The following is a 22131-nucleotide window of genomic DNA, read 5'->3' on the forward strand; positions in this document are numbered from 1 at the left end:
GCAGACGGTGACGCAGGCGTCGACGACCACGTCGGTCACGACGTCTCCGGACCCGTCGGTGTTCGGTGAGTCGGTGACCTTGACGGCCACGGTTGCGCCCGTGTCGCCGGGTGCGGGTACGCCGACCGGTACGGTCACGTTCGTGGTCGCCGGTGGTCCGACGCTGACGGCGACGCTCGTGGGCGGTACGGCGAGTGTCAGCACGAGTGCCATTCCGGTCGGGACCAGCAATGTCACGGCGACGTACAGCGGTGACGGGAACTTCACCGGACACCCACCGGTACGGTCACGTTCGTCGCCACCGACGGTGACACGACCGTGAGCCTGACCGGGACGTTGAGCGGCGGAACGGCCAGTGTCAACACCAACGGGCTTGTCACGGCCGGGACTTACGCCGTCACGGCGACATACAGCGGTGACGGTGACTTCGCCGGCTCCAGCGGCAACGACACCCAGACGGTCACCCCGGCCTCGACCACCACCTCGGTCACGACGTCCCCCGACCCGTCGGTGTTCGGTGAGCCGGTGACCCTGACGGCCACGGTCGCCCCGGTGTCGCCGGGTGCGGGTACGCCGACCGGGACGGTCACCTTCGTGGTCACCGGTGGGCCGACGCTGACCGGGACGCTCGTGGGCGGTACGGCGAGCGTCAGCACGAGTGCCATTCCGGTCGGTACGCACACCGTCACGGCGACCTACAGCGGTGACAGTGGCTTCAGCGGCTCGGTCGGGTCGGACACCCAGACGGTTGCGCCGGCCGTGACCACCACGTCGGTCACGACCTCCCCCGACCCGTCCGTGGTCGGGCAGACGGCGACCTTCACGGCCACGGTCTCCCCGGTGTCGCCGGGGGCGGGTACGCCCACCGGTACGGTCACGTTCGTCGCCACCGACGGTGTCACGACCGTGAGTCTGACCGGGACGCTGAGTGGCGGCACGGTCGGTGTCGGCACCAACGGGCTCGTGACGGCCGGGACTTACGCCGTCACCGCGACGTACAGCGGTGACGGGGACTTCACCGGCTCGGTCGGTGCGGACACGCAGACGGTGGCTCAGGCGTCGACGACCACGTCGGTGTCGACGGCCCCCGACCCGTCGGCGGTCGGTGAGTCGGTGACGTTGTCGGCCACCGTTGCGCCGGTCTCTCCCGGCGCCGGCACTCCCACCGGCACGGTCACCTTCGTGGTCACCGGTGGGCCGACGCTGACGGCGACGCTCTCGGGTGGTACGGCGAGCGTCAGCACGAGTGCGATTCCGGTCGGTACGCACACCGTCACGGCGACCTACAGCGGTGACGCCAACTTCACGGCCTCCAGCGGCACCGACACGCAGACCGTGACCCAGGCGTCCACGACGACGACCGTCGCATCCTTGCCCGACCCCTCGGTGTTCGGGGAGCTGGTGACCTTCACCGCGAACGTCACCGTCGACCCGCCCGGGGTGGGCAGCCCGACCGGCACCGTCACGTTCGTCATCGACGGTGGCGGGGGCGGCACGCTGACCGGCACCGTCGTCGCGGGGATCGCGACCGTCACCACCAGCACCCTGGACGTCGGTACGCACAACGTCACCGCGACCTACAACGGTGACGCCGACTTCGCCAGCTCTGTCGGGACGGACACCCAGACGGTGACCCAGGCCTCGACGCTCACCACGGTCACCTCGTTCCCCGACCCGTCCACGAGTGGGCAGACGGTCGGGTTCATCGCCTTCGTAGCGGCGGTGGCACCCGGCAGTGGCATTCCGACCGGCAACGTCAACTTCACCATCACCGACGGGGTGACCACCGTGAACCTCACCGGAACCCTGAACGGCAGCGGTGTCGCCACGGTCAGCTCCGCGCTGGTCACACCCGGCAGCTACCTGGTCACCGCCACCTACACCGGAGACAGCAACTTCGGCACCTCCACCGGCACCGACACTCAGATCGTCGTGTAACCGTCCACTCCGGCAACCATCCGTCGGCGGCCATCCGCCGACAGTCATCCACCAACAACCGGCCACCGATATCCGGCCACTCCGATCCATATCCACTCACTCGCCCACCGCACAGCGCCGGGCCGTCCGAAGGGGCGGTCCGGCGCCGTGCCGTGTGCCCCTAAGCTTGCTCCCCGTTCGTACGGATGTCCGTCCACGGGGAGACAGAAAATGGCCGAGAAAGCACGCCGCCGGCTGCGGTCGAGCACGGTGATCCTGGGCGGTATGGGCGCCCTGGCCGCCGCCCTGACGTCCTGCGGCTCCGACCCGGACAAGCGCTGCGTGGACCGCAACAGCTACGACGTGGTCAAGGGCTACCGCGTCGTCGACGCCAAGAGCTGCTCGGCCGGCGGCGGCTCGTCCACCGGCGGTTCGGGGACCGGCGGCGCGGGGTCCGGTACGTCGGGCCGCGGCAAGCGGCCGGTCGACGCCCAGTGGTACTACGATCCCGACAACGGCGGCGGCAAGTACGCCGACAACGGCACCTTCAGCCGGACCACGGCCGTCAACCGCGGCGGTTTCGGCTGCTCCGGAGGCCACGGCGGGCACGGCAGCCACCACGGCTCCTTCGGCGGCTGAGCGGACACCGGACGGGCATGGAACGCCACACCATCGAGCCCCGCCCCGGCTGGCAGCAGACCGTCGAGGCGCAGGGCCTGATCTACCCGCTCACCCGCTACCCGGACGACTCGCTGCGCCCCTACTGGGACGAGAGCGCGTACTACTCCTTCACCCTCCCGGAGGTCGAGGCGCTGGAGGAGGTCGTCGAGGAGCTGCACGGCATGTGCCTGGCCGCCGCCGAGCACATCGTCGCCCGCGACCGCTTCGCCGACCTCGGGATCACCGACCCCCGGCTGGCCGCGCTGGTCGCCGAGTCCTGGCGCCGGCGCGCCGAACTCCCCTCCCTCTACGGGCGGTTCGACCTGCACTACGACGGCACCGGCCCGGCCAAGATGCTGGAGTACAACGCCGATACGCCGACCTCGCTGGTCGAGGCCGCCAGCCCCCAGTGGTTCTGGATGGAGGAACGCTTCCCCGGCGCCGACCAGTGGAACTCGCTGCATGAGCGGCTGGTCGCGGCCTGGAAGCGGCAGGCCCCGCTGCTGCCGCCGGGTGCCCCGGTGCACTTCGCGCACTCCGCGGGCGACGAGCTCGGCGAGGACCTGATGACCGTCGCCTACCTGGAGGAGACGGCCCAGCAGGCGGGCCTCGCGACCGTCGCCATCCCCGTGGAGGAGATCGGCTGGGACCGGCTCTCGGGCCGCTTCGTCGACCAGCGGCTGCGCTTCGTGCGGGCCTGCTTCAAGCTCTACCCGTGGGAGTGGCTGGCCACCGACGACTTCGGCCCGCACGTCCTGGACACCCTCGACAACGGCGGCGGCACCGGCTCCACCCTCTGGATCGAACCCGTCTGGAAGATGCTGCTCTCCAACAAGGCGCTGCTGGCCATCCTGTGGGAGCTCTACCCCGGCCACCCGAACCTGCTGCCCGCCTACCTGGACGGGCCGCGCGAGCTGGCGCACACCCGCGGCTACGCCGCCAAACCGCTGCTGGGCCGGGAGGGCGCCGGCGTCACCCTGCACCAGCCGGGCGACGAGCCGGTGCTGCGCGGGCCGGACGACCCGTGCTGCTACCAGGAGTTGGCGCCGCTGCCGGACTTCGACGGCAACCGGGTGGTGCTGGGGGCCTGGGTCGTCGAGGACGAGGCGGCCGGCCTCGGCATCCGCGAGTCGGCAGGACCGGTCACGGACGAGTACGCCCGTTTCCTTCCCCATGTGATCCGCTGAGCCGGTCCTTCCCCCATGTGATCCGCTGAGCCGGACGGACCGGCGCGGGGCTCGGCACGGACCTGGCACAGCGAGCGGCCAGGGCCTCGCACCCGCCGCCGGCCGCCCGCTGCACGTCCGTCGCCCCCTCACGCCCCCCGCCACGCCGTTCCCTCACACCCTCCCGTCACGCCTCCAGGACGTCCCTCAGCCGTTCCAGCCCCCAGTCCAGGTCCTCCTTGCTGATCATCAGGGGCGGCGCGAGCCGGATCGTCGCGCCGTGGGTGTCCTTGACCAGGACGCCGCGCGCCATCAGCTGCTCGGAGACCGCGCGACCGGTGCCGCGGGACGGGTTGACGTCCACGCCCGCCCACAGTCCGCGGCCGCGCACCGCGTCCACCGTCCCGCCGCCCACCAGCAGCCCCAGCTCGCTGTGCAGGTGCTCGCCCAACTCCGTTGCCCGTTCCTGGTATTCGCCGGTCCGCAGCATCGCGATCACCTCCAGCGCGACCGCGCACGCCAGCGGGTTCCCGCCGAACGTCGAGCCGTGCTCGCCCGGCGCGAAGACGCCCAGCACCTCGCGCGAGGACACCACCGCCGACACCGGCACCACCCCGCCGCCCAGCGCCTTGCCGAGCACGTACACGTCGGGCACCACGCCCTCGTGCTCACAGGCGAAGGTCCGGCCCGTGCGGCCCAGCCCGGACTGGATCTCGTCGGCGACGAACAGCACGTTCCGGCGCCGGGTCAGCTCGCGTACGCCCGCCAGATAGCCGGGCGGCGGCACGCGTACGCCCGCCTCGCCCTGGATCGGCTCCAGCAGGACCGCGACGGTCCGCTCGTCGACCGCCGCCTCCATCGCGGCCAGGTCGCCGTAGGGGACGATCTCGAAACCGGGGGTGTACGGGCCGAAGCCGTCGCGGGCCTCGGGATCGGTGGAGAACGAGACGATGGTGGTGGTCCGGCCGTGGAAGTTGCCGTCCGCGACGACGATCTTCGCCTGGCCGTCCGGGACGCCTTTGACCTGGTAGCCCCATTTGCGGGCGGTCTTCACCGCGGTCTCCACCGCCTCGGCGCCGGTGTTCATCGGCAGCACCAGTTCCATCCCGCACAGCTCGGCCAGCCGGGTGCAGAAGTCGCCGAACCGGTCGTGGTGGAAGGCGCGTGAGGTGAGGGTGACCCGTTCCAGCTGGGCGCGGGCGGCGGCCAGCAGCCGCGGGTGGCCGTGCCCGAAGTTCAGCGCGGAGTACCCGGCGAGCATGTCCAGATAGCGCCGGCCCGTCACGTCCGTCATCCAGGCACCCTCGGCGGTCGCCACGACCACGGGGAGCGGGTGGTAGTTGTGCGCGCTGTGGGCTTCCGCGGCGGCGAGGGCGGCTGCGATGCCGGGTTCCGTGGACGTCACCGTGACTCCGTTCCGGTAGACCGTACGGGGCGTATGGAGTGAGGTAACCCATATGCCCCTCTATATTGCCCCGCAGGCGGTTCGTCCGGAAGGCACCGGGGCGGTCGGGTGGTGCAGGCGCCGGGTCGTGGGGCAGAAGGGGTGTTCCCGGCACCGGGCCGCGCACGGCCGTCTAGACTCGGCGGTGCGCATCGCGACTGGCGTACGGGGAAGCGACCCCGAGGGAGCGCTGCGTGGCCACCACCACGAGGTGTCGCCCCGCCTGGGCACCCCGGGACCACGACCGGACCACCGATCGACCGCCCCGGAGGACGCCATGTCACTTCCGCAGTCCGCGCAGCCCCAGCCCGCATCCCTCTCCCATCCCGCGCTGAGCGCCGCCGACCCCGAACTGGCCGCACTGGTCGGCGCCGAGGAGCAGCTCCAGGCCGACACGCTGCGGCTGATCCCCAGCGAGAACTACGTCTCCGCAGCCGTCCTGGAAGCCACCGGCACGGTCCTGCAGAACAAGTACAGCGAGGGATACCCGGGCCGTCGCTACTACGAAGGCCAGCAGAACATCGACCTCGTCGAGACCCTGGCCGTCGAGCGCGCCAAGGCCGTCTTCGGCGTCGAACACGCCAACGTCCAGCCGTACTCGGGATCGCCCGCCAACCTCGCCGCCTACCTCGCGTTCGCCGAACCGGGCGACACCGTGCTCGGCATGTCACTGCCGATGGGCGGCCACCTCACGCACGGCTGGGGCGTCTCGGCGACCGGCACGTGGTTCCGCGGGGTCCAGTACGGCGTACGCCCCGATACCGCGCTGATCGACTTCGACGAGGTGCGCGACCTCGCCCGCAAGGAACGCCCGAAGATCATCTTCTGTGGCGGCACTGCCGTCCCGCGCACCATCGACTTCGCCGCGTTCGGCGAGATCGCCCGCGAGGTCGATGCCGTCCTCGTCGCGGACATCGCGCACATCGCCGGGCTGGTCGCGGGCGGCGCCCACCCGTCGCCCGTCCCGCACGCGGACGTCATCTCCACCACCACGCACAAGACCCTGCGCGGGCCGCGCGGCGCGATGCTGATGTCCCGGGCGAGCCACGCCAAGGCCGTCGACAAGGCCGTCTTCCCCGGTCTGCAGGGCGGGCCGCACAACCACACCACGGCCGCCATCGCGGTCGCCCTGCGCGAGGCCGCCGCCCCGTCCTTCCGGGAATACGCGCACGCCGTCGTCGCCAACGCCAAGGCGCTCGCCGAGGCGCTGCTGGCCCGCGGCTACGACCTGGTCTCCGGCGGCACCGACAACCACCTGGTGCTGATCGACCTCACCTCGAAGGACGTCCCCGGCAAGGTCGCCGCCAAGGCCCTGGACCGGGCGGGCATCGTCGTCAACTACAACACCGTCCCCTTCGACCCCCGTAAGCCCTTCGACCCCTCCGGCATCCGCATCGGCACCCCGGCTCTCACCTCCCGCGGCCTGGGCACGGACCGGATGCCGCAGGTCGCGGAGTGGATCGACCGCGGCGTCCAGGCCGCGGCGAAGGGCGACGAGGACGCCCTCACGGTGATCCGCACCGAGGTCGCCGAGCTGATGGCGGCCTACCCGGCGCCGGGCCTGGCTGTCGGGGAGTAACGGCCGGCGCGTCACCGTGGGGGCGCAACCGCCGGCGCGTCACCGTGGCGCGCACCCGCCGGGAACACCCGCCGGGAATACCCGCCCCCACCTGCACGTTGTGGCCCCGCAGGGGGCCTCGCCATCCCCTAAGGGATGCGTTCGAAAACCCCCTGCGGGATCTCCCCTACGAACCCCCATCCCCGCCCCCGAGGCCCGCCACCCATCCCCGCGCCCACCGGACGCCCTACCGCTCCTCGCGACCTGAGACAATCAGTCCATGGCTCTCGATCGTCCTCGTGTGCTCTCCGGTATCCAGCCCACCGCCGGCTCCTTCCACCTCGGCAACTACCTCGGCGCGGTGCGCCAGTGGGTGGACCTCCAGGAGTCCCACGACGCCTTCTACATGGTCGTCGACCTCCATGCGATCACCGTCCCGCAGGACCCGGCGGAACTGCGCCGCAACACCCGGATCGCGGCCGCCCAGCTGCTCGCGGCCGGCCTCGACCCGGAGCGCTGCACGCTCTTCGTCCAGAGCCACGTGCCCGAGCACGCTCAGCTCGCCTGGGTCATGAACTGCGTCACCGGCTTCGGCGAGGCATCCCGGATGACCCAGTTCAAGGACAAGTCGGCCAAGCAGGGCGCGGACCGCACCACCGTCGGTCTGTTCACCTACCCCGTGCTGATGGTGGCCGACATCCTCCTCTACCAGGCCGATCAGGTCCCGGTCGGAGAGGACCAGCGCCAGCACCTGGAGCTGACCCGCGACCTCGCGGACCGCTTCAACACCCGCTTCGGCGACACCTTCGCCATCCCCAACCCGTACATCCTCAAGGAGACGGCGAAGATCTTCGATCTTCAGGACCCGTCGATCAAGATGAGCAAGTCGGCGTCCTCGCCCAAGGGCATCATCGACCTGCTCGACGACCCGAAGGTCACCGCGAAGAAGGTCAAGAGCGCCGTGACGGACACCGACACGGTGATCCGCTTCGACCGCGAGGCCAAGCCCGGCGTCAGCAACCTCCTCAGCATCCTCTCCACCCTCACCGGCACCGCCATCCCGGACCTGGAGAAGTCCTACGAGGGGAAGATGTACGGCGCCCTCAAGACGGATCTGGCCGAGGTGATGGTCGATTTCGTCACACCGTTCCGGGACCGCACGCGGGAATTCCTCGACGACCCCGAGACGCTGGACTCCCTGCTGGCCAAGGGCGCGGAGAAGGCCCGCGCGGTCGCCGCGGAGACCCTCGCCACCACCTACGACCGGCTCGGACTCCTGCCGGCCAAGCACTGACGGAACGGTCCGCGCGGCCCGCCCCGGCCGGCCGCGCGGACCCCACCGGGGCCCGCCGCCCCCACTCATGGGGGCACAACGGCCCGGCCGTCCGAGGGCCGGGGACGCTCCCCGTCCGGGGTGCGCACCCGGCACACTAAGAGGGTGCGCGAGCGCGCCGCACACACGTCAGGAGGGAGAAGCCAGTGGGGACCGTAACGCTGGGCGTTTCGATCGCGGTCCCGGAGCCGTACGGCAGCTTCCTCCAGCGGAAGCGCGCCGGCTTCGGGGACCCCGCCGCACACGGCATCCCCACCCACATCACCCTCCTCCCGCCCACGGAGGTCCAGGCCGACGCGCTGCCCGCCATCGAGCGCCACCTGGCCGGCGTCGCGGCCGTCTCCCGCCCCTTCCCGCTCCGGCTGGAGGGCACCGACACCTTCCGCCCGCTCTCCCCGGTCGTCTTCGTGAAGGTCACCGAGGGCGCGGCCGGCTGCACCGCCCTCCAGGCCCGGGTCCGCGCCACCTCCGGCCCGTGCGCCCGTGATCTGCAGTTCCCGTACCACCCCCATGTGACGGTCGCGCACGGCATCGCCGAGGACGCCATGGACCGCGCCCAGGCCGAGCTCGCGGACTTCTCCGCGACCTGGACGATCGCCGGGTTCGCCCTCTACCAGCAGGGCGCGGACGCCGTCTGGCGCCTGGAGCGCGAGTACCCCTTCGGCCCGCAGACCCCCGCCGTTCCGCGCCAGGCCGTCGACCTCTCCCGCCCCCCGGCCCCTTCCTGCTGACACCGGCGCGCGGTCTGCCGCCGGCCCTCCCCTGGCGTGAGCCGGCCCTCTCCCGGCGTGCGGCGGCTCTCTCCCGGCGTGCGGCAGCCGTCGGCCGGATGCGCCGGGCCGTGACGGGGCACCGGATGCACGGAGGCCGTTACGGGGTAGTCGGACTTTAGGGTTCCGGATCACCGGGGCGACCGACTGCCGTACGAGGGGAGCGCCGTGGACTGGTTGAGGAAACTGCCGGTGGTCGGGCCGGCCTTCGGCTGGCTGATGACCACTCACCTCTGGCACGCCTACGAGCGCATGCTCCGGGTGCACTGGACCCGGCTCGCCGCCGCGATCACCTTCACCAGCTTCGTCGCCCTCTTCCCGCTGCTCACCGTGGGCGCCGCGATCGGCGCCGTGCTGCTCAGCGACAGGGATCTGCACAAGCTGGAGGGCAAGGTCGCCGAGCAGCTCCCCGGCATCTCCGGGCAGATGGACATCGCCGGGCTCGTCGCCAACGCCACCACGATCGGTCTGGTCGCCGGTGCCGCGCTGCTGTTCACCGGCATCGGCTGGGTCGACTCGCTGCGCGACTGCCTGCGCGCCGTATGGGAGAAGGGCGACGACGACGCCAACTTCTTCGTCGGCAAGCTCCGGGACGGCGCCCTGCTGCTGGGACTCGGCGGGGTCGCCCTGCTGTCGTTCGCCTGCTCGGCCTTCGCGTCCTCCGCGGTCGGCAAGGCGGCGCACGCGCTCGGCCTGGCGGAGGGCGGCATCGGCACCGTCCTGCTGTCCGCCGCCGGCTTCTGCATCGCCGTCCTCGCGGACTTCCTGCTGCTCGTCTACGTCCTGACCAAACTGCCCGGCGCCCACCCGCCGCGCAGTGCCGTGGTCATCGCCGGCCTCCTCGGCGCGATCGGCTTCGAACTGCTGAAGCTGCTGCTCAGCGGCTATCTGCAGGGCGTCGCCTCCCGCAGCATGTACGGCGCTTTCGGCACCCCGATCGCGCTGCTGCTGTGGATCAACTTCACCGCGAAGCTGCTGGTGTACTGCGCCTCATGGACGGCCACGGCGGGGGAGGAGACGAACGGGACGGAGGAATCCGGCGACGCGGGACCCGGGACCGCCGAAGCGGCGGCGGGGGCCGCATAGCCCCCGCCCCACAGACTCACTCCGCTCGCCGGCTCGCTGCGCCCCGCCCGCAGGCTCACTCCGCCCGCAGGCTCACTCCGCCCGTCGGCTCACTTCGCGGCGCGGCGCCGCCGCACCACCAGTGCCACCGCGCCCAGCACCACCACCGCACCGCCGGTGATCCCCACCGCGGTCCAGGTGCCGCCCGAGCCGGTGCTGTCCAGCGCCGCCTGGGTGCTCCCCTGCCCGCCCTTGTGGCGCTTGCCCTGGGCGCTCACCGCGCCGGTGCCGTCGTCCTCGCTGCGCGGCCCGACCAGCCGGCCGACCGGCTCGACCTTGTCGGCCGCCGCGAACCCCCAGTCGAGCAGCTTGGCGGCCTCGCGGTAGGCCTCGTTGTGCACCGCCTTCTCCGGGTGCATGACCGTGACCAGCAGCTTGCGGTCACCGCGCTGTGCCATGCCGGTGAAGGTCGACCCGGCGTTGGTGGTCGAGCCGTTCTTCACGCCCGCGATCCCGGGATACGGCTTGATGTCGTAGTCGCCGCTCAGCAGGCGGTTGGTGTTCTGGATCCCGAACGTCGCGCGCTTGCCGTCCTTGCCCTTGTCCCCGGGGAACTGGGCGCTCGCGGTCGAGCAGTACTCGCGGAAGTCGGCGTTCCGCAGCCCGGCCCGGGCGAACAGGCTCAGGTCGTACGCGCTGGAGACCTGCCCCGGCGCGTCGTAGCCGTCCGGCGTGACGACGTGCGTGTCGTTGGCGTTCAGTTCCTTCGCGTGCCGCTGCATCTGCGTGACGGTGGCCTTCGTCCCGCCGTTCATCGCCGAGAGGGTGTGCACCGCGTCGTTCCCGGAGCGCAGGAAGACCCCGAGCCACAGGTCGTGGACCGTGTAGGTCAGGTTCTCCTTTATCCCGACCAGGCTGCTGCCCACGCCCATGCCCGCGAGGTCGGCGGGCTTGACCGTGTGCTTCTGGTTCTTCGGGAACTTCGGCAGGACGGTGTCCGCGAACAGCATCTTCAGCGTGCTGGCGGGCGCCAGTTGCCAGTGCGGGTTCTTCGCGGCCAGCACCTTGCCGGACGCGGCGTCCGAGATGATCCAGGACCGGGCGGTCAGCGCGTCCGGCCCCGGCAGCTTCGGCGCACCGGGCTTCAGCTGCACCTGTACGCCGGGCGTGCCCAGCCGATCCCCGCCGATCCGCGACATCTTGGCCGGCGGCGCGGGGGCCTTGGGGTCCTTCTGGTCGGCGTACGCGGTGCCGGCCAGCAGCGGAGAGGCCAGCAGCCCGGAGACGGCCAGTGCGGCGGCGGCACGCAGGGACCGGCCGCGACGCACCGCCGCGCGCCCGGCGGCACCGGCGGCACGGGATGCTCCGGCGGCGCCGGCCGGACCGGAGGTGCCGGACGCATCGAGGGCGTCCGGGGCGCCGGGGGACGTGGAGGGGCGGGCAGGGACGGAAGCCGTGAAAGCACTGAAGGTCGTCGGCACGTCGCTGAACGTACCCCTCTTCGCCCCGGTCGCCGACAGCACCCCACGGAAGAGTGCCCCTCCCGACGGCCGGATGGAGCCGCTGCCCATACTGGAACCCATGAAGCTCTCTCGCCCCGTGTCCTGGTTCCTGCTCGCCTTCGGGGTCTGGAGCTGGTTCATCTGGATCACTTTCGTCAAAAACCTCTGCAAGGACGGGAGCGGTCTGGCCTTCAACGACGCCGGCGACCCGACCGCGTACTTCTGGGTCCATCTGCTGCTGGCCGTGACGTCCTTTCTGTTGGGGACGGCAATCGGCGTGATCGGGTTCCGTGGCGTACGGGCCTTGCGCCGCGAGACGGCGGACAAGTAGCGGACGGGGCGGCTTCGGCGAACTCCCGGGGACGGACCGGCTCCTCGGTCCGCGCCGCCCCGCCCGGGCCCCCGTCGCCCCGCCCTGCTCAGCCCGCGGCTTACTCACCCTCCGTGAACCGCCGTAATCGTCCCGGAATGTGAGCGATTCGTCGCGAGGAATTTTGCTGCGGGGTTTTCCCAGAACCGCTTCCGCCGGTCACAATCACCAGGCGACTTCCCCCGTCTCATGCGGACCCGGCGCTACCCGGGTGCGGTCACGGCTGCCCTGCCGTGCGCCGTCCCCGGCTCCGGGTGCCGCCCGTGCGGGGTGGGTGCTTTCGGATGCGTGAAGGAGATGATCTCCCGTCGAGGAGGCACGTAGGTGGAAGGAAGGCTGTCCATGACGTCGGACGCGCGTGGTGAGGTCGAGGCGTTCATCCTGGGGGACCGGTTCTCCTGCCTGGCGGGCCGTTCGGCCTGGCGCCAGGGCGGCATCACACACCGGCACTATGACGTGCTGGGGAGCGAGGAGGCCGCCCGGCTGATGGCGCTCGATCTCGCGGAATTCGTCGGCTCGGCGGATTGGAGCGCCCGGTCCTTCACCAGCTTCATCGCCACCTTCGAGCAACCCCGCGGCGTCGACGAACTGCGCTTCGAGGAACTCCTCTGGCAGCAGCTCCAGCTCCTCCACGAGCAGGACGCGGAGAACCACCAGTGGGCGGCGGGCTATGCCGCCGACCCGCAGGCCAGGGAATTCGCGTACAGCGTGGCCGGACACCCGTTCTTCGTGATCGGCCTGCACGAGACCCACCGCCGCTGGGGCCGCCGCCCGCCCTTCCCGATGCTCGCCTTCAACTCCCACGAGCAGTTCAGCCGCATCAAGGGCGCGGGAATGTGGGACCGCCTGGCGGAGAAGATACGCAAGCAGGACATCAAGCTGCAGGGCGATATCAATCCGAATTTGCAGGAATACGAGGAGCTTTCCGAGGCCCGCCGCTATTCCGGCCGCCCCAAGCCCGCGGAATGGCAGTGCCCGTTCGTCCCCGTCCCCGCCTCCGCCCCTGTCTCCGTCTCCGTCTCCGGCGAAGAGGGTCAGGACCGGGAAGGGGAGCTGGACCTGGGCCGGGACCGGGATCGAGACCTGGAACTGACTCCCTCGGGGGCCTGAGCGAGCGAGGCGCGTGGGGGCCTGAGCGAGGCGCGTGGAGAGCTGAGCCGAAGCGCGTGGGGGGCTGAGCGGAACGCGTGGGGGGAGCGGGCCGACCGGCTGTCGGCGGCCTGTGCCCCCACGGCCGGGCGCTGCTTCCCCGTCCCGGTCCGCCCCGCCCGATAGCGTGTCCATGCCCACGCCGATTCCCATGACGGTGCCCGTGCCCATGGATCGGTGTGTACGGGGGCCGGTGACTACTCGGGAGACGCGGTGATCTTCGCTCTGATCGCGGTGCCGGTCCTCGGCCTGTTCTTCGGCGTGCACCGCTACGTGTGGTGCCGTCTGGTCCGCGACACCACCGCACCCGGCAGCCGGACTCGCCGCGCCGGCACCGCCGCCGCCTTCGTCCTCCCGCTGCTCTCCCTCGGCGCCCTCCTCTCCGGCCGGGCCGGCGTCCCCTTCGTGCTCCAGCAGGTGCTGGCCTGGCCCGGGTACCTCTGGCTGGCCCTGCTGCTCTACCTCGTCCTGGCACTGCTGGCCGGCGAGGTCGTACGGGCGGTGGGCCTGCGGCTCCTCCGGGGACGGGAGACACCGGCAACCACGCCTTCAGCCGCACTCCCGGTCCCGTCCCCGTCTCCGTCCCCCTCGCCCGAGACCCCCAGCGGCCCGCGGGCCCCCACCCCCTCCTCCGCCCCCACCCTCCTGCCGCCGCGCACCCCCGCCCTGCCCCCGCTCCCCACCCCGCCCCGGCGGCTCTTCCTCTCCCGGGCGGTGGCCGCCGGTGCGTCCCTGGCCGCCACGGCCGCCGTCGGGTACGGGACCGCGACCACCTTCCGCGGCCCGTCCGTGAAGCGGGTGACCGTGCCGCTGGCCAAACTGCCGCGCGCCGCGCACGGCTTCCGCATCGCCGTGGTGAGCGACATCCACCTGGGGCCGATCCTCGGCCGCGCACACACGCGGCGCGTCGTCGAGACGGTCAACCGCACCTCTCCCGACCTGATCGCCGTCGTCGGCGACCTGGTTGACGGCAGCGTCGCCGACCTGGGCCCGGCCGCGGAGCCCCTGCGCGAACTGCGCGCCCGCCACGGCGCGTTCTTCGTCACCGGCAACCACGAGTACTACTCGGGTGCCGCCCAATGGGTGGACCACGTACGGGAGTTGGGCGTCCACCCGCTGGAGAACGCGCGGACCGCACTGCCCGGCTTCGACCTCGCGGGTGTCAACGACCTCGCCGGTGCGACCGAACACGCCGGCCCCGACTATGAGCTGGCGCTGGGCGACCGCGACCCGGCCCGCGCCGTCGTCCTCATGGCGCACCAGCCGGTGACCATCCATGACACGGTGCGGTACGGGGTGGACCTCCAGCTCTCCGGCCACACCCACGGCGGCCAGATGTGGCCCTTCACGTACGTCGCCGAGGCCACGAACCCGACCGTCGCGGGCCTGGAGCGCTACGGCGACACCCAGCTGTACGTGACCCGCGGAGCAGGGGCCTGGGGGCCGCCCGTACGCCTGGGCGCGCCACCGGACGTCACGGTGATCGAACTGGCCTCCCTGCGGGCATGACCGCCACCCGCTTTGATCGCCTACGGTCAGAGCGGACAGCAGGTTGCGCTCGCAGGTAACAACCCTTCTACAAAGTGCGGCACCATCCTGCGCTAAATCGGACAGATCATGACTTTCGATCTTGCATCGAAGGCACCCAACTCCCTAGTATTTATTGACTTTATGTTGCCCTTAGCCACGGCTTCACGGGGCAGTGCGTGGGGAACGGGCCGGGGCAGACGGGGAAACGGGGAGAAGGAATGAGCGAGCGCTTCAGGGTCGATCTCGACGAACTGGACAGCGTGGTGCGCCAACTCCGCCACCTTCGGGGCGACATGGACGAACCCAGCCAGAAGGTGAAATACAGCACGACCATTCCGAAGTCGGCATTCGGCGTGAATTTCCTCGAGGCGGGCGACCTCGCGAAGGCCCATGACGACATGCAGTCGTACATGTCGCAGGTCATCGACGCGCTCCAGGACCTCATCCACAAGTTCGGCGAGAAGACGGAAGCCAGCCGAGGCGCGTACGAGGACCAGGAGCACCAGACGAAGACCTCGATGAATGGCTGAGCACCACACGGGGACGCGCGCACGAAGGGCGGAGATGGAGATGAAGGGGGGCCTGCATGGTTGACGCCAAGCAGGAGTACGACAGCGCCAAGGCGATGGAACAGCAGCGCAAGAACCACGAGCGGGAAGAGCGGCTGAAGTCGTTCCAGGGCCACCGTGTGCTGTCTCCCCCGTCTCCGTCGAACTTCCATCACCACGGTCTCAATGCCCTCCGGGCGATGATCGAGCACGCCAGTCCGGAGGCGATCGAGACCTCCGGTCACCACTGGCGGGCCTCCGCCGACCGGCTGGCCGGCGACGACGGTCACGGCGGCATCCGGAAGGCGTTCATGGACGCCGTCGACCATGCCACGGCGCACTGGGAGGGCTCGGCTGCCGATGCGTTCCGCAGGGAGGCGTCCAAGGTCCTGGAGAAGATCGACAGGACGTACGGCCATGCCCGGGTCGTCGAGCGCGCCCTGATCGGCACCAGGGGCTCGGGTCCGGAGATCGGGGTCGCGCACAATCTTCGCGAGGCCAAGAAGGCCATGTCGAAGATCAAGGACCCTGGTGTGGTGGACCGCGCCATGGACGAGAGCGGCGACGACAGCCAGTTCAAGAAGGACATGGCCAATCCGAAGATGGACGCCCGGATGGCGCTGGAGCTCAACAGGGACAACCTGTCCCTCACCAAGGAGCGCCAGGTCGAAGCGGTCATCGTCATGGAAGAGCTCGCAGCGCACTACCACGGCAACGGTGACGTGCTGAAGGACGGGACCGACCCGGGCGGAGTTTCGGGTGACTGGCCGAAGCATCCATCGACGAAGCACGCCCCGCCGCCGGTGAACATGCCTGTCATCGGTGGCGACCACCCGCGCACTTCCGGGAGTCAGCAGCCGCGTATGCCCAATGGGGCGGGCGGCGGAGCCGTTCCGGATGGGTTCGACGCGCCCAAGCTGCACCGCCCCGACGTGCCGGTGACCACCGGTCTCGACAGCGTGCAGGGCGGCACCCTCGCCCCGCCGACGGGCGGCGGCACCTTCAGCGGTGGGACGACCGGCGGCAGCCACGGCGTGACCGGCGGTACGGGGGGCTTCCCCGGCGGCGCGGTCCCGCCCAGTGTCATCGGCATGCCCGGCGGCATGGGCGGATCCCGGGGCGCCGGCGGTGCCGGTGGGATGCGCGGCGGCATGCCGGGCGCCGGAGCAGCCGGCAAGACGGGCGGCCTCAAGGGCGCGGCCGGGCGCAGCGGTCCGCAGGCGCGTACCCGCGGCGGACTGGTCGGCAAGCCGGGCGGTCCCGCGGGCGGTGCCAAGCAGGGCGGCTCGGGCCTGCACCGCAGCCGCGGCGGCAAGCAGGCGGGCATGATGGGCGCCGCCGGAGCGAAGGGCAAGGGCAAGGAGAAGGAGCGCACCACCGGACAGCGCCCCGACTACCTCGTCGAGGACGAGGAGACCTGGAACCCGCAACGTAACGTTGCCCCTCGCGTCATCGAGTAGGCCGACGATAACGTCGCATGCGGCCAACGAGGAAAGGCCCCGCACTCCCATGTGTGCGGGGCCTTTCCTCAGGCGGAACAAGGCCGCTGGACAGCACAGCAAGAAGGAGCGAAGGATGAGGGTCACCCGAACACTGCGCGCGACGGTGGGTGCTGCGCTGACCGGAGCACTGCTGCTGTCCGCGGGCGGGGCCGCCTCCGCGGACCAGGTGCGCAAAGGGCAGTGGCCGCTGGAGGCGTTCGGGGCCCAGCAGCTTTGGAAGGAGGCCACCGGCAAGGGCGTGACGGTGGCCGTGCTCGACAGCGGCTTCCGCCAGACCCACCAGGACCTGACCGGTCAGTTCGTCGCCGGTAAGAACTTCGCGAACACGTCGGCCGGGGACGGAACGGAGAAACTCTCCCCGGGTCAGGACATCCGGGACCACGGCACGGCGATGGCCGCGATCATCGCGGGCCACGGCCACGGGCCGGGGGGCTCGGAGGGCATCAAGGGACTGGCGCCGGACGCCAAGATCATGCCCATTCCCCAGTACAAGAACGGTGCGGCAGCAACGCGGTGGGCGGTGGACCACGGGGCCGACGTCATCAACATGTCCTTCGTGGAAAGCCCGTCAGCCGACACCTGCGCCTCGATCCACTACGCGGTGGAGAAGGGCGTCGTGGTGGTGGCCGGCGTGGGCAATGACGGCCTGCCCAAGAAGAACTACCCGGCTGCCTGCCCCGGTGCCATCGGTGTGGGCTCCGTGGACCAATACGGTGAGCCGGACGACGCCAACAACGCCAACTCCACCCTTGACCTCCTCGCTCCCGGGATGAAGATCCCCGTTGCCATGGGCAAGAGCGATAGGGACTACCGCACCGCCGACGGCAGTTCCGCCGCCACCGCCTACGTGTCCGCCGCCGCGGCCCTGCTCAAGCAGAAGTTCCCCGACCTCACCCCGGGTCAGATCGCCAACCGCCTGGTGAAGACCGCCGGTCTCGCGCAGGCCGAGAAGGCCAAGCACCTCAAGCTCCCGGACGCCCACTACGGCTACGGCTTCATCCAGCCCGGCCCCGCCCTGCGCCGCGACATCCCCGTCGGCCCGGCAGCCGGCCCCCTGCCGATGCCGCAGGGCAAAGCGCCGCAGGAGGCCGTCGTCCCCGGCGCCGACAAGCCCTCCGACCCCAATCCCCCCATGGGTGGCAAGCAGACGGCCCTGCTCATCGGCGGCATCGCCCTCGGTGTCCTGGTCGTCGCCGGTATCGTCATCGGCATCGTGGTCTCCGTTCGCCGTCGCAACTCGCGCAATCAGGCGTGGGGCTGAGCCTCCGCTCCGGACCACTGCCGCGGCCGTTCCGCTCCGGAGCGGCCGCGGTGCATGTCTTCTCGGGGTCCTGCCCGGCGCGACGGCGCTCCGGGCTCGACGGCGAAGCCCGTACTGCACGGCGGCTTTCCCGAGGAGCCGGTCTGGTCTGGCAGGGCACGAAAATGCGGTGACCGCCCGCCGAAAAGACGGACGGGGCCGAAAGTGCGGGTCCGGGCTCGGGTGCTGCGCCCGACACCACGAAGAACCGTTCGGTGGGTCGCAGCCGACCCCGAAGGAGAATGTCATGGCGCACGACGCCCAGACCGCGGCACCATCTGAGGCGCCACCTGAAGCTCCGGACATGGCGCAGGTATTGAGGGCCAACCACCTCTCCCTGGCCACGTTCGTTGCTCTGCGCCTCCTGATCACCGCCGTTCTTGTGGCGATTCCGGTGGCGGCGGATCGCTTGCTGGGACTGGACTCGATCTTCCTTACGCTGTGCATTCCGGCCGGCGTGCTCCTGCTGATCTTCACGCTGTACCGCCTGGTGTACGGACTCCGGGTCGCCCAGTGCGCGCGCGTACTCCGCAGCTATCCGCTGGAGTTCCACCCCCGGGTGGTCAAGAAGCGTGAGCGGTGGACCCGGTACGGCAACGTCTTCGAGATCCGCGTGACGACGCGCGGGCAGCACGGGGCGCCGCTGATGCTGGCGGTCCACGCGGCCGGACGCCGGCGCTGGCCGGAGGGCACGGAAGACGGCGTGTGGTTCGCCGGTGACCTGCCCTTCGGCGGCGTCATGGTGGTGCCGGGAGGCAAGGAGATGTTCTTCCTGAAGCCGGCGGACTGGGACAAGACCGGACGCCGTCGTGACGAGGCCGACCCCGAGCGTCTCGCACGAGCGGAGCAGGCGAGGCTCACGCACCGGACGAAGCGCGCGGTGATGATGCGGCCGGGGGCCTGAGGCCGGCACCCTGCGGCCCGTCGTTCCCGGCGGCGAATAAATGGGACGACGCCTCCGTGCGCCCGCTGTTAGCTTCGGGCGTTATGGACCCCGTAGGTGAAAAAGCGATACGTGCCTCCTTTGTGAACTGCTCGAAGGGGGAGGCGAGCCGGATCAATCTGCCGGTGGGGCTGGCCGGACTGCCGTGGCAGGATCTGGACTTCCTGGGGTGGCGGGATCCCGGGGCGCCGGACCGGAGTTATCTGGTGGCGCCGCGCGGCGAGGGGCTCATCGGCGTCACTCTCAGGGTTCCGCAGGGCGTGCGGCGGAGTTTCACCAAGACGACGGTGTGCTCGGTGTGTGTGACCGGCCATCCGGGATCCGGTGTCAGTCTCCTCGCGGCGCGCCGGGCGGGAGCCGCCGGGCGGCAGGGAAACACCGTCGGCACGTACCTCTGCGCCGACCTCGCATGCTCCCTCTACGTACGCGGACGCAAGCGGTCCCAGCTCGCCGGGCGGCACGAGGAGACGCTGCCGCTGGAGGCGCGCATCGAGCGCACGGTGCGCAACCTGGACGAGTTTCTCGACAAGGTGGTTGACGGCTGAGCCGGGGGTGGGCGAGGGCGTGTGAGGAAGTGCCCTCGCAGGCCCTCGCAGGCCCTCGCAGGCCCTCGCGCACGCCCTCACACGCCCTCGTACGTCCTCGCCACCCGTCACGGGTTCTGGAACAGGACCTCCGGGTTGGCCGCGGACGGGCCGTTCAGCAGCGGGCGCGGGAGGCCGCGCAGGTGCTGGTCGAAGAAGGCGGTGACGTAGTCGCGGGTGATCTCCCCGGAGCGCTTGCCGGGGAGCGGGGCGGTGGGGTCGGAGACGCCGAGCTGGCCGCCCAGGACCGGGAGGTCGATGAAGGTGAAGTGTCCGGCGTCGCGGACCGTGAGCCAGCGCTTCCAGCCGTCCAGCCGCCGCCAGTCGCGCAGCCAGGTGGTGTCCTGATCCTGCGGCGCATGGCCGTTGAGCGCGCCGAGCATCAGGAACGGGCGGCCGCCGAGCCCGGCGCGGGGGACGGGCGCGAAGAACGTGCCGTCCATGTTGATGCCGGCTCGGATACGGGGGTCGGCCGCCATGGCGGCCGCGGCGCCGTTGCCGCCGATGGAGTGGCCGGCGACGCCGATCCGCCGGGTGTCGATCACGGCGGAGTAGCGCCAGGCGGTCCGCTTCCCGTGACCACCCGGCCTCGTCAGGGCGTCGAGGACGAAGCGGATGTCGGCGGCGCGGCCGGTGGCGACCTTGGCCATCAGCCGCTTCTGCGCGTCCTCGGGCGCCTTCCCGACCGTGTCGCAGGCGACGCAGGTGAGGGTGCGGCCGCCGGGGAAGGCCGTGCCGAAGGACTCGTAGGCATGGTCGAGGAGGGCGACGACGTAGCCGTGCGAGGCGAGTTCCTCGGAGAGGAGCGAGAGCGTGGCGCGGTTGAGGGAGAAGCCGGGGGAGAGCACCACCAGCGGATGGGTGCCGGGGGCCGGCCGGGCGTCGGTGCGGGCATGGGTACGGGTGGCGGCGAGCGCCTCGGCCGGCAGGACGTCGGCGCGGCGGATGCCCTGGAGGAGGAGCTGCGCCTCCTTGGTGCTCAGATACGCGGCGCGGTGGTGGCCGGTGCCCGGGCGGGCCGGGTAGTACACCGAGGACATCAGCTCCCGTGCGCCCGCGGAGGGCACCCAGGGGTCCCGGCGCTGCTTGTCGGTGAGGTGCAGGGTGTCGCGTCCGACGGCGTAGGGGCCGGTGGGGCGCGGAAGGTGCAGGGTGGCGGCCGCCGCGGGAGCCGGGGCGGCGGCCGGCGCCGCCCGGTCCGCGTGGGGGGCGGCGAGGGCGGCACCGGCGAGCGGGAGCGGCAGCGTGGTGGCGAGGGCCAACGCCACCGCGCCGCGGCGGAGTTGGTCGCGGACGTGCTTCAAACGGTTCATGGAGCCCGAGCGTAAGCAGGGCGGTGCGCGGACGGTACTGACGAACGTCAGGGGTCCACGGATGCGCTCGCGGGTACCGGACCGCCGCCTCACGGCCCGTGCCTGGCTCACAGTCCGTGCTTGGCTCACAGTCCGTGCTTGGCCAGGAAGGTATGGATCAACTCCTGCCACTCCGCCGGCCGTTCGACCATCGGGAGGTGGCCGGTGGCGATCTCGGCGTACTCGGCGCCGGGGATGTGGTCGGCCAGATAACGGGAGTGGGACGGGTGCAGCAGGGTGTCCAGGGTGGTGGCGATGACCAGGGTGGGCACGGTGATGGCGGGCAGGTCGGCGGTGGTGTCCAGGGCCCGTACCAGCGCGGCCTGTTCGGCGGAACCGGCGGGCGGCAGGGACGGGTCGGGGTCCAGGAGGGCCGCGCGTTCGGCGGGGGAGAGGGCGTTGAAGGCCTCCGGGGCCAGGCCGGCCAGGGCCCGCGCCTGGGCGAAGCTGACGTGATCCCCGCACTCCAGGAGGCGCAGCCACAGGTCGAGCCAGACCGTGGTGCGGGCGTCCGCCTTGGCGAGGCCGGCGGTCAGGAGCAGTCCGCGGACCCGCTCGGGGTGCCGGGCCGCGGCCCGTACGGACACCGCGGTGCCCATGGAGTAGCCGATCAGGGTGAAGGTGTCCATACCGGCCTCGGTGGCCTCGGCGACCAGGGCGTCGGCCAGGGCGTCCAGCTCCAACGGGCCGGTGGCGCGCGGGGTGTTGCCCGAGCCGGGGTAGTCGGGGGCCACGACGTGGTGGCCGGTGGCGGTCAGGCTCGGGATGAGGTCGCCGTAGTTGCCCTCGACGCTGCCGGTCGCGCCGTGGGCCAGCAGGATGCCGGGCCCGGCGGGGTCACCGGCGACGGTGGTGGACAGCTTCGGAAGGGTGGTCGCGAATGCGGGAATCTGCGTCATGCGGAAGAGGTTGCAGTGTGACACCGGTGTCAAGGTCAAGTCGGTGCCGGGCCGGTCCCGTTCGGCCCCGGTGCCGGAAGGGGAAGCGGATGCGGATCGGGGAGCTGGCGCGGCGTACGGGAGTCAGTGCGCGGGTGCTGCGCTACTACGAGCAGCAGGGGTTGCTGAGTGCCGAGAGGGATGCCAACGGCTATCGGCGCTATCGGGGTGAGGAGGCGGTGGAGGCCGTACGGAAAGTGCGGGAGCTGCTTGCCGCGGGGCTGAACACCGATGAGATCCGGGGGCTGCTGCCCTGCGCCCAAGGCGGTGGGGGCCTCACCCCGTGCGCGCTCTCGGCCGGAATCGTGGAGCGGCGGATGGCCCAACTGGACTCGGAAATGGCCGAGTTGACGCGTAGGCGGGCGGCCCTGGGGGCGTATGCGCAGGTCATGCGGAAGCGCCGGGAGGAGGACGCGGCACTGGCGACGATGGCCCTGCGCTCGGCCTGACGGGCCCGGGCGCCCGCCCCCGAAGAAGGCCGTAAAGCTTCTTGCGTTCTT

The 22131-nt window shown here is 71.3% G+C and carries 21 protein-coding genes; 17 read left to right on the top strand and 4 right to left on the bottom strand.

All coding sequences use genetic code 11. The features are described from left to right. Positions 1-73: 73 nt before the first annotated feature. The 4 genes from IG62_RS50320 to IG62_RS0133190 all read left to right on the top strand — a co-directional run bounded on the left by IG62_RS50320 (position 74) and on the right by IG62_RS0133190 (position 3764). Positions 74-322, top strand: coding sequence for an Ig-like domain-containing protein (locus IG62_RS50320; RefSeq protein WP_420711143.1), 249 nt, complete (start codon positions 74-76; stop codon positions 320-322). Beyond that, on the top strand, positions 319-1938 hold the full coding sequence (locus IG62_RS49230) for a beta strand repeat-containing protein (RefSeq protein ID WP_234326845.1): 1620 nt from the start codon (positions 319-321) through the stop codon (positions 1936-1938). Before IG62_RS50320 ends, IG62_RS49230 begins: the two co-directional genes overlap by 4 nt. A gap of 210 nt (positions 1939-2148) precedes the next feature. Further along, complete coding sequence (locus IG62_RS0133185; protein ID WP_030812035.1) at positions 2149-2556, top strand: hypothetical protein; 408 nt, start codon at positions 2149-2151, stop codon at positions 2554-2556. A gap of 17 nt (positions 2557-2573) precedes the next feature. Then, positions 2574-3764, top strand: coding sequence for a glutathionylspermidine synthase family protein (locus IG62_RS0133190; protein WP_030812038.1), 1191 nt, complete (start codon positions 2574-2576; stop codon positions 3762-3764). Between the two features lie 166 nt (positions 3765-3930). Here the strand turns inward: IG62_RS0133190 and rocD are convergent, their stop codons facing one another. Beyond that, the gene (rocD, locus tag IG62_RS0133195; RefSeq protein ID WP_030812041.1) at positions 3931-5148 is read right to left on the bottom strand and encodes an ornithine--oxo-acid transaminase; all 1218 of its coding nucleotides are present in this window, start codon (positions 5146-5148) and stop codon (positions 3931-3933) included. Between the two features lie 316 nt (positions 5149-5464). Between rocD and glyA the strand changes: the two genes are divergently transcribed. The 4 genes from glyA (at position 5465) to IG62_RS0133215 (ending at position 9934) form a co-directional block, all read left to right on the top strand. Next, positions 5465-6766: a serine hydroxymethyltransferase gene (gene glyA / locus IG62_RS0133200; protein WP_030812044.1), complete on the top strand. Its 1302-nt coding sequence runs from the start codon at positions 5465-5467 to the stop codon at positions 6764-6766. A gap of 259 nt (positions 6767-7025) precedes the next feature. Continuing rightward, positions 7026-8039 (top strand): tryptophan--tRNA ligase, encoded by a 1014-nt coding sequence (gene trpS / locus IG62_RS0133205; protein WP_030812047.1) that lies wholly within the window; start codon positions 7026-7028, stop codon positions 8037-8039. A 185-nt stretch (positions 8040-8224) separates the two neighbouring features. Beyond that, complete coding sequence (locus IG62_RS0133210) at positions 8225-8809, top strand: 2'-5' RNA ligase family protein (RefSeq protein ID WP_030812050.1); 585 nt, start codon at positions 8225-8227, stop codon at positions 8807-8809. A 207-nt stretch (positions 8810-9016) separates the two neighbouring features. Beyond that, on the top strand, positions 9017-9934 hold the full coding sequence (locus IG62_RS0133215; RefSeq protein ID WP_037839932.1) for a YihY/virulence factor BrkB family protein: 918 nt from the start codon (positions 9017-9019) through the stop codon (positions 9932-9934). 89 nt (positions 9935-10023) lie between these two features. Here the strand turns inward: IG62_RS0133215 and IG62_RS0133220 are convergent, their stop codons facing one another. Next, positions 10024-11484, bottom strand: coding sequence for a D-alanyl-D-alanine carboxypeptidase (locus IG62_RS0133220; protein WP_051798954.1), 1461 nt, complete (start codon positions 11482-11484; stop codon positions 10024-10026). A gap of 10 nt (positions 11485-11494) precedes the next feature. Between IG62_RS0133220 and IG62_RS49235 the strand changes: the two genes are divergently transcribed. The 8 genes from IG62_RS49235 to IG62_RS0133260 all read left to right on the top strand — a co-directional run bounded on the left by IG62_RS49235 (position 11495) and on the right by IG62_RS0133260 (position 19302). Then, positions 11495-11746 carry an SCO4848 family membrane protein gene (locus tag IG62_RS49235; protein ID WP_030812059.1) on the top strand — a complete coding sequence of 84 codons (252 nt, stop codon included), beginning with the start codon at positions 11495-11497 and terminating at the stop codon, positions 11744-11746. A gap of 381 nt (positions 11747-12127) precedes the next feature. After that, positions 12128-12895 carry a guanitoxin biosynthesis heme-dependent pre-guanitoxin N-hydroxylase GntA gene (gntA, locus tag IG62_RS0133230; protein ID WP_030812061.1) on the top strand — a complete coding sequence of 256 codons (768 nt, stop codon included), beginning with the start codon at positions 12128-12130 and terminating at the stop codon, positions 12893-12895. 252 nt (positions 12896-13147) lie between these two features. After that, positions 13148-14443, top strand: a complete 1296-nt coding sequence (locus IG62_RS0133235; protein ID WP_030812064.1) for a metallophosphoesterase — start codon at positions 13148-13150, stop codon at positions 14441-14443. Between the two features lie 239 nt (positions 14444-14682). Continuing rightward, positions 14683-14994, top strand: coding sequence for a hypothetical protein (locus tag IG62_RS0133240; RefSeq protein ID WP_030417123.1), 312 nt, complete (start codon positions 14683-14685; stop codon positions 14992-14994). 56 nt (positions 14995-15050) lie between these two features. Next, positions 15051-16472 (top strand): hypothetical protein, encoded by a 1422-nt coding sequence (locus IG62_RS0133245; protein WP_030812067.1) that lies wholly within the window; start codon positions 15051-15053, stop codon positions 16470-16472. A 115-nt stretch (positions 16473-16587) separates the two neighbouring features. After that, entirely contained in the window at positions 16588-17775 is a 1188-nt protein-coding gene (locus IG62_RS0133250; RefSeq protein ID WP_030812070.1) for a S8 family serine peptidase, read from the top strand. A gap of 286 nt (positions 17776-18061) precedes the next feature. Further along, a complete protein-coding gene (locus tag IG62_RS0133255) occupies positions 18062-18718 on the top strand; it encodes a hypothetical protein (RefSeq protein WP_158795157.1) in 657 nt (218 codons plus the stop codon). Between the two features lie 83 nt (positions 18719-18801). Then, positions 18802-19302, top strand: a complete 501-nt coding sequence (locus IG62_RS0133260; RefSeq protein ID WP_030812077.1) for an FBP domain-containing protein — start codon at positions 18802-18804, stop codon at positions 19300-19302. Between the two features lie 107 nt (positions 19303-19409). On the opposite strand, the gene IG62_RS0133265 is transcribed toward IG62_RS0133260, so the two are convergent. Together IG62_RS0133265 and IG62_RS0133270 are read right to left on the bottom strand one after the other, a co-directional pair. Beyond that, a complete protein-coding gene (locus tag IG62_RS0133265) occupies positions 19410-20654 on the bottom strand; it encodes an alpha/beta hydrolase family protein (RefSeq protein WP_030812080.1) in 1245 nt (414 codons plus the stop codon). Positions 20655-20779: 125 nt separating this feature from the next. Continuing rightward, positions 20780-21592: an alpha/beta fold hydrolase gene (locus IG62_RS0133270; RefSeq protein WP_030812083.1), complete on the bottom strand. Its 813-nt coding sequence runs from the start codon at positions 21590-21592 to the stop codon at positions 20780-20782. A gap of 89 nt (positions 21593-21681) precedes the next feature. Between IG62_RS0133270 and IG62_RS0133275 the strand changes: the two genes are divergently transcribed. Then, entirely contained in the window at positions 21682-22080 is a 399-nt protein-coding gene (locus IG62_RS0133275; protein ID WP_030812086.1) for a MerR family transcriptional regulator, read from the top strand. Positions 22081-22131: the final 51 nt, after the last annotated feature.

It is taken from the genome of Streptomyces sp. NRRL S-337 (assembly GCF_000720175.1).
In the GTDB taxonomy this organism is placed as follows: domain Bacteria; phylum Actinomycetota; class Actinomycetes; order Streptomycetales; family Streptomycetaceae; genus Streptomyces; species Streptomyces siderophoricus.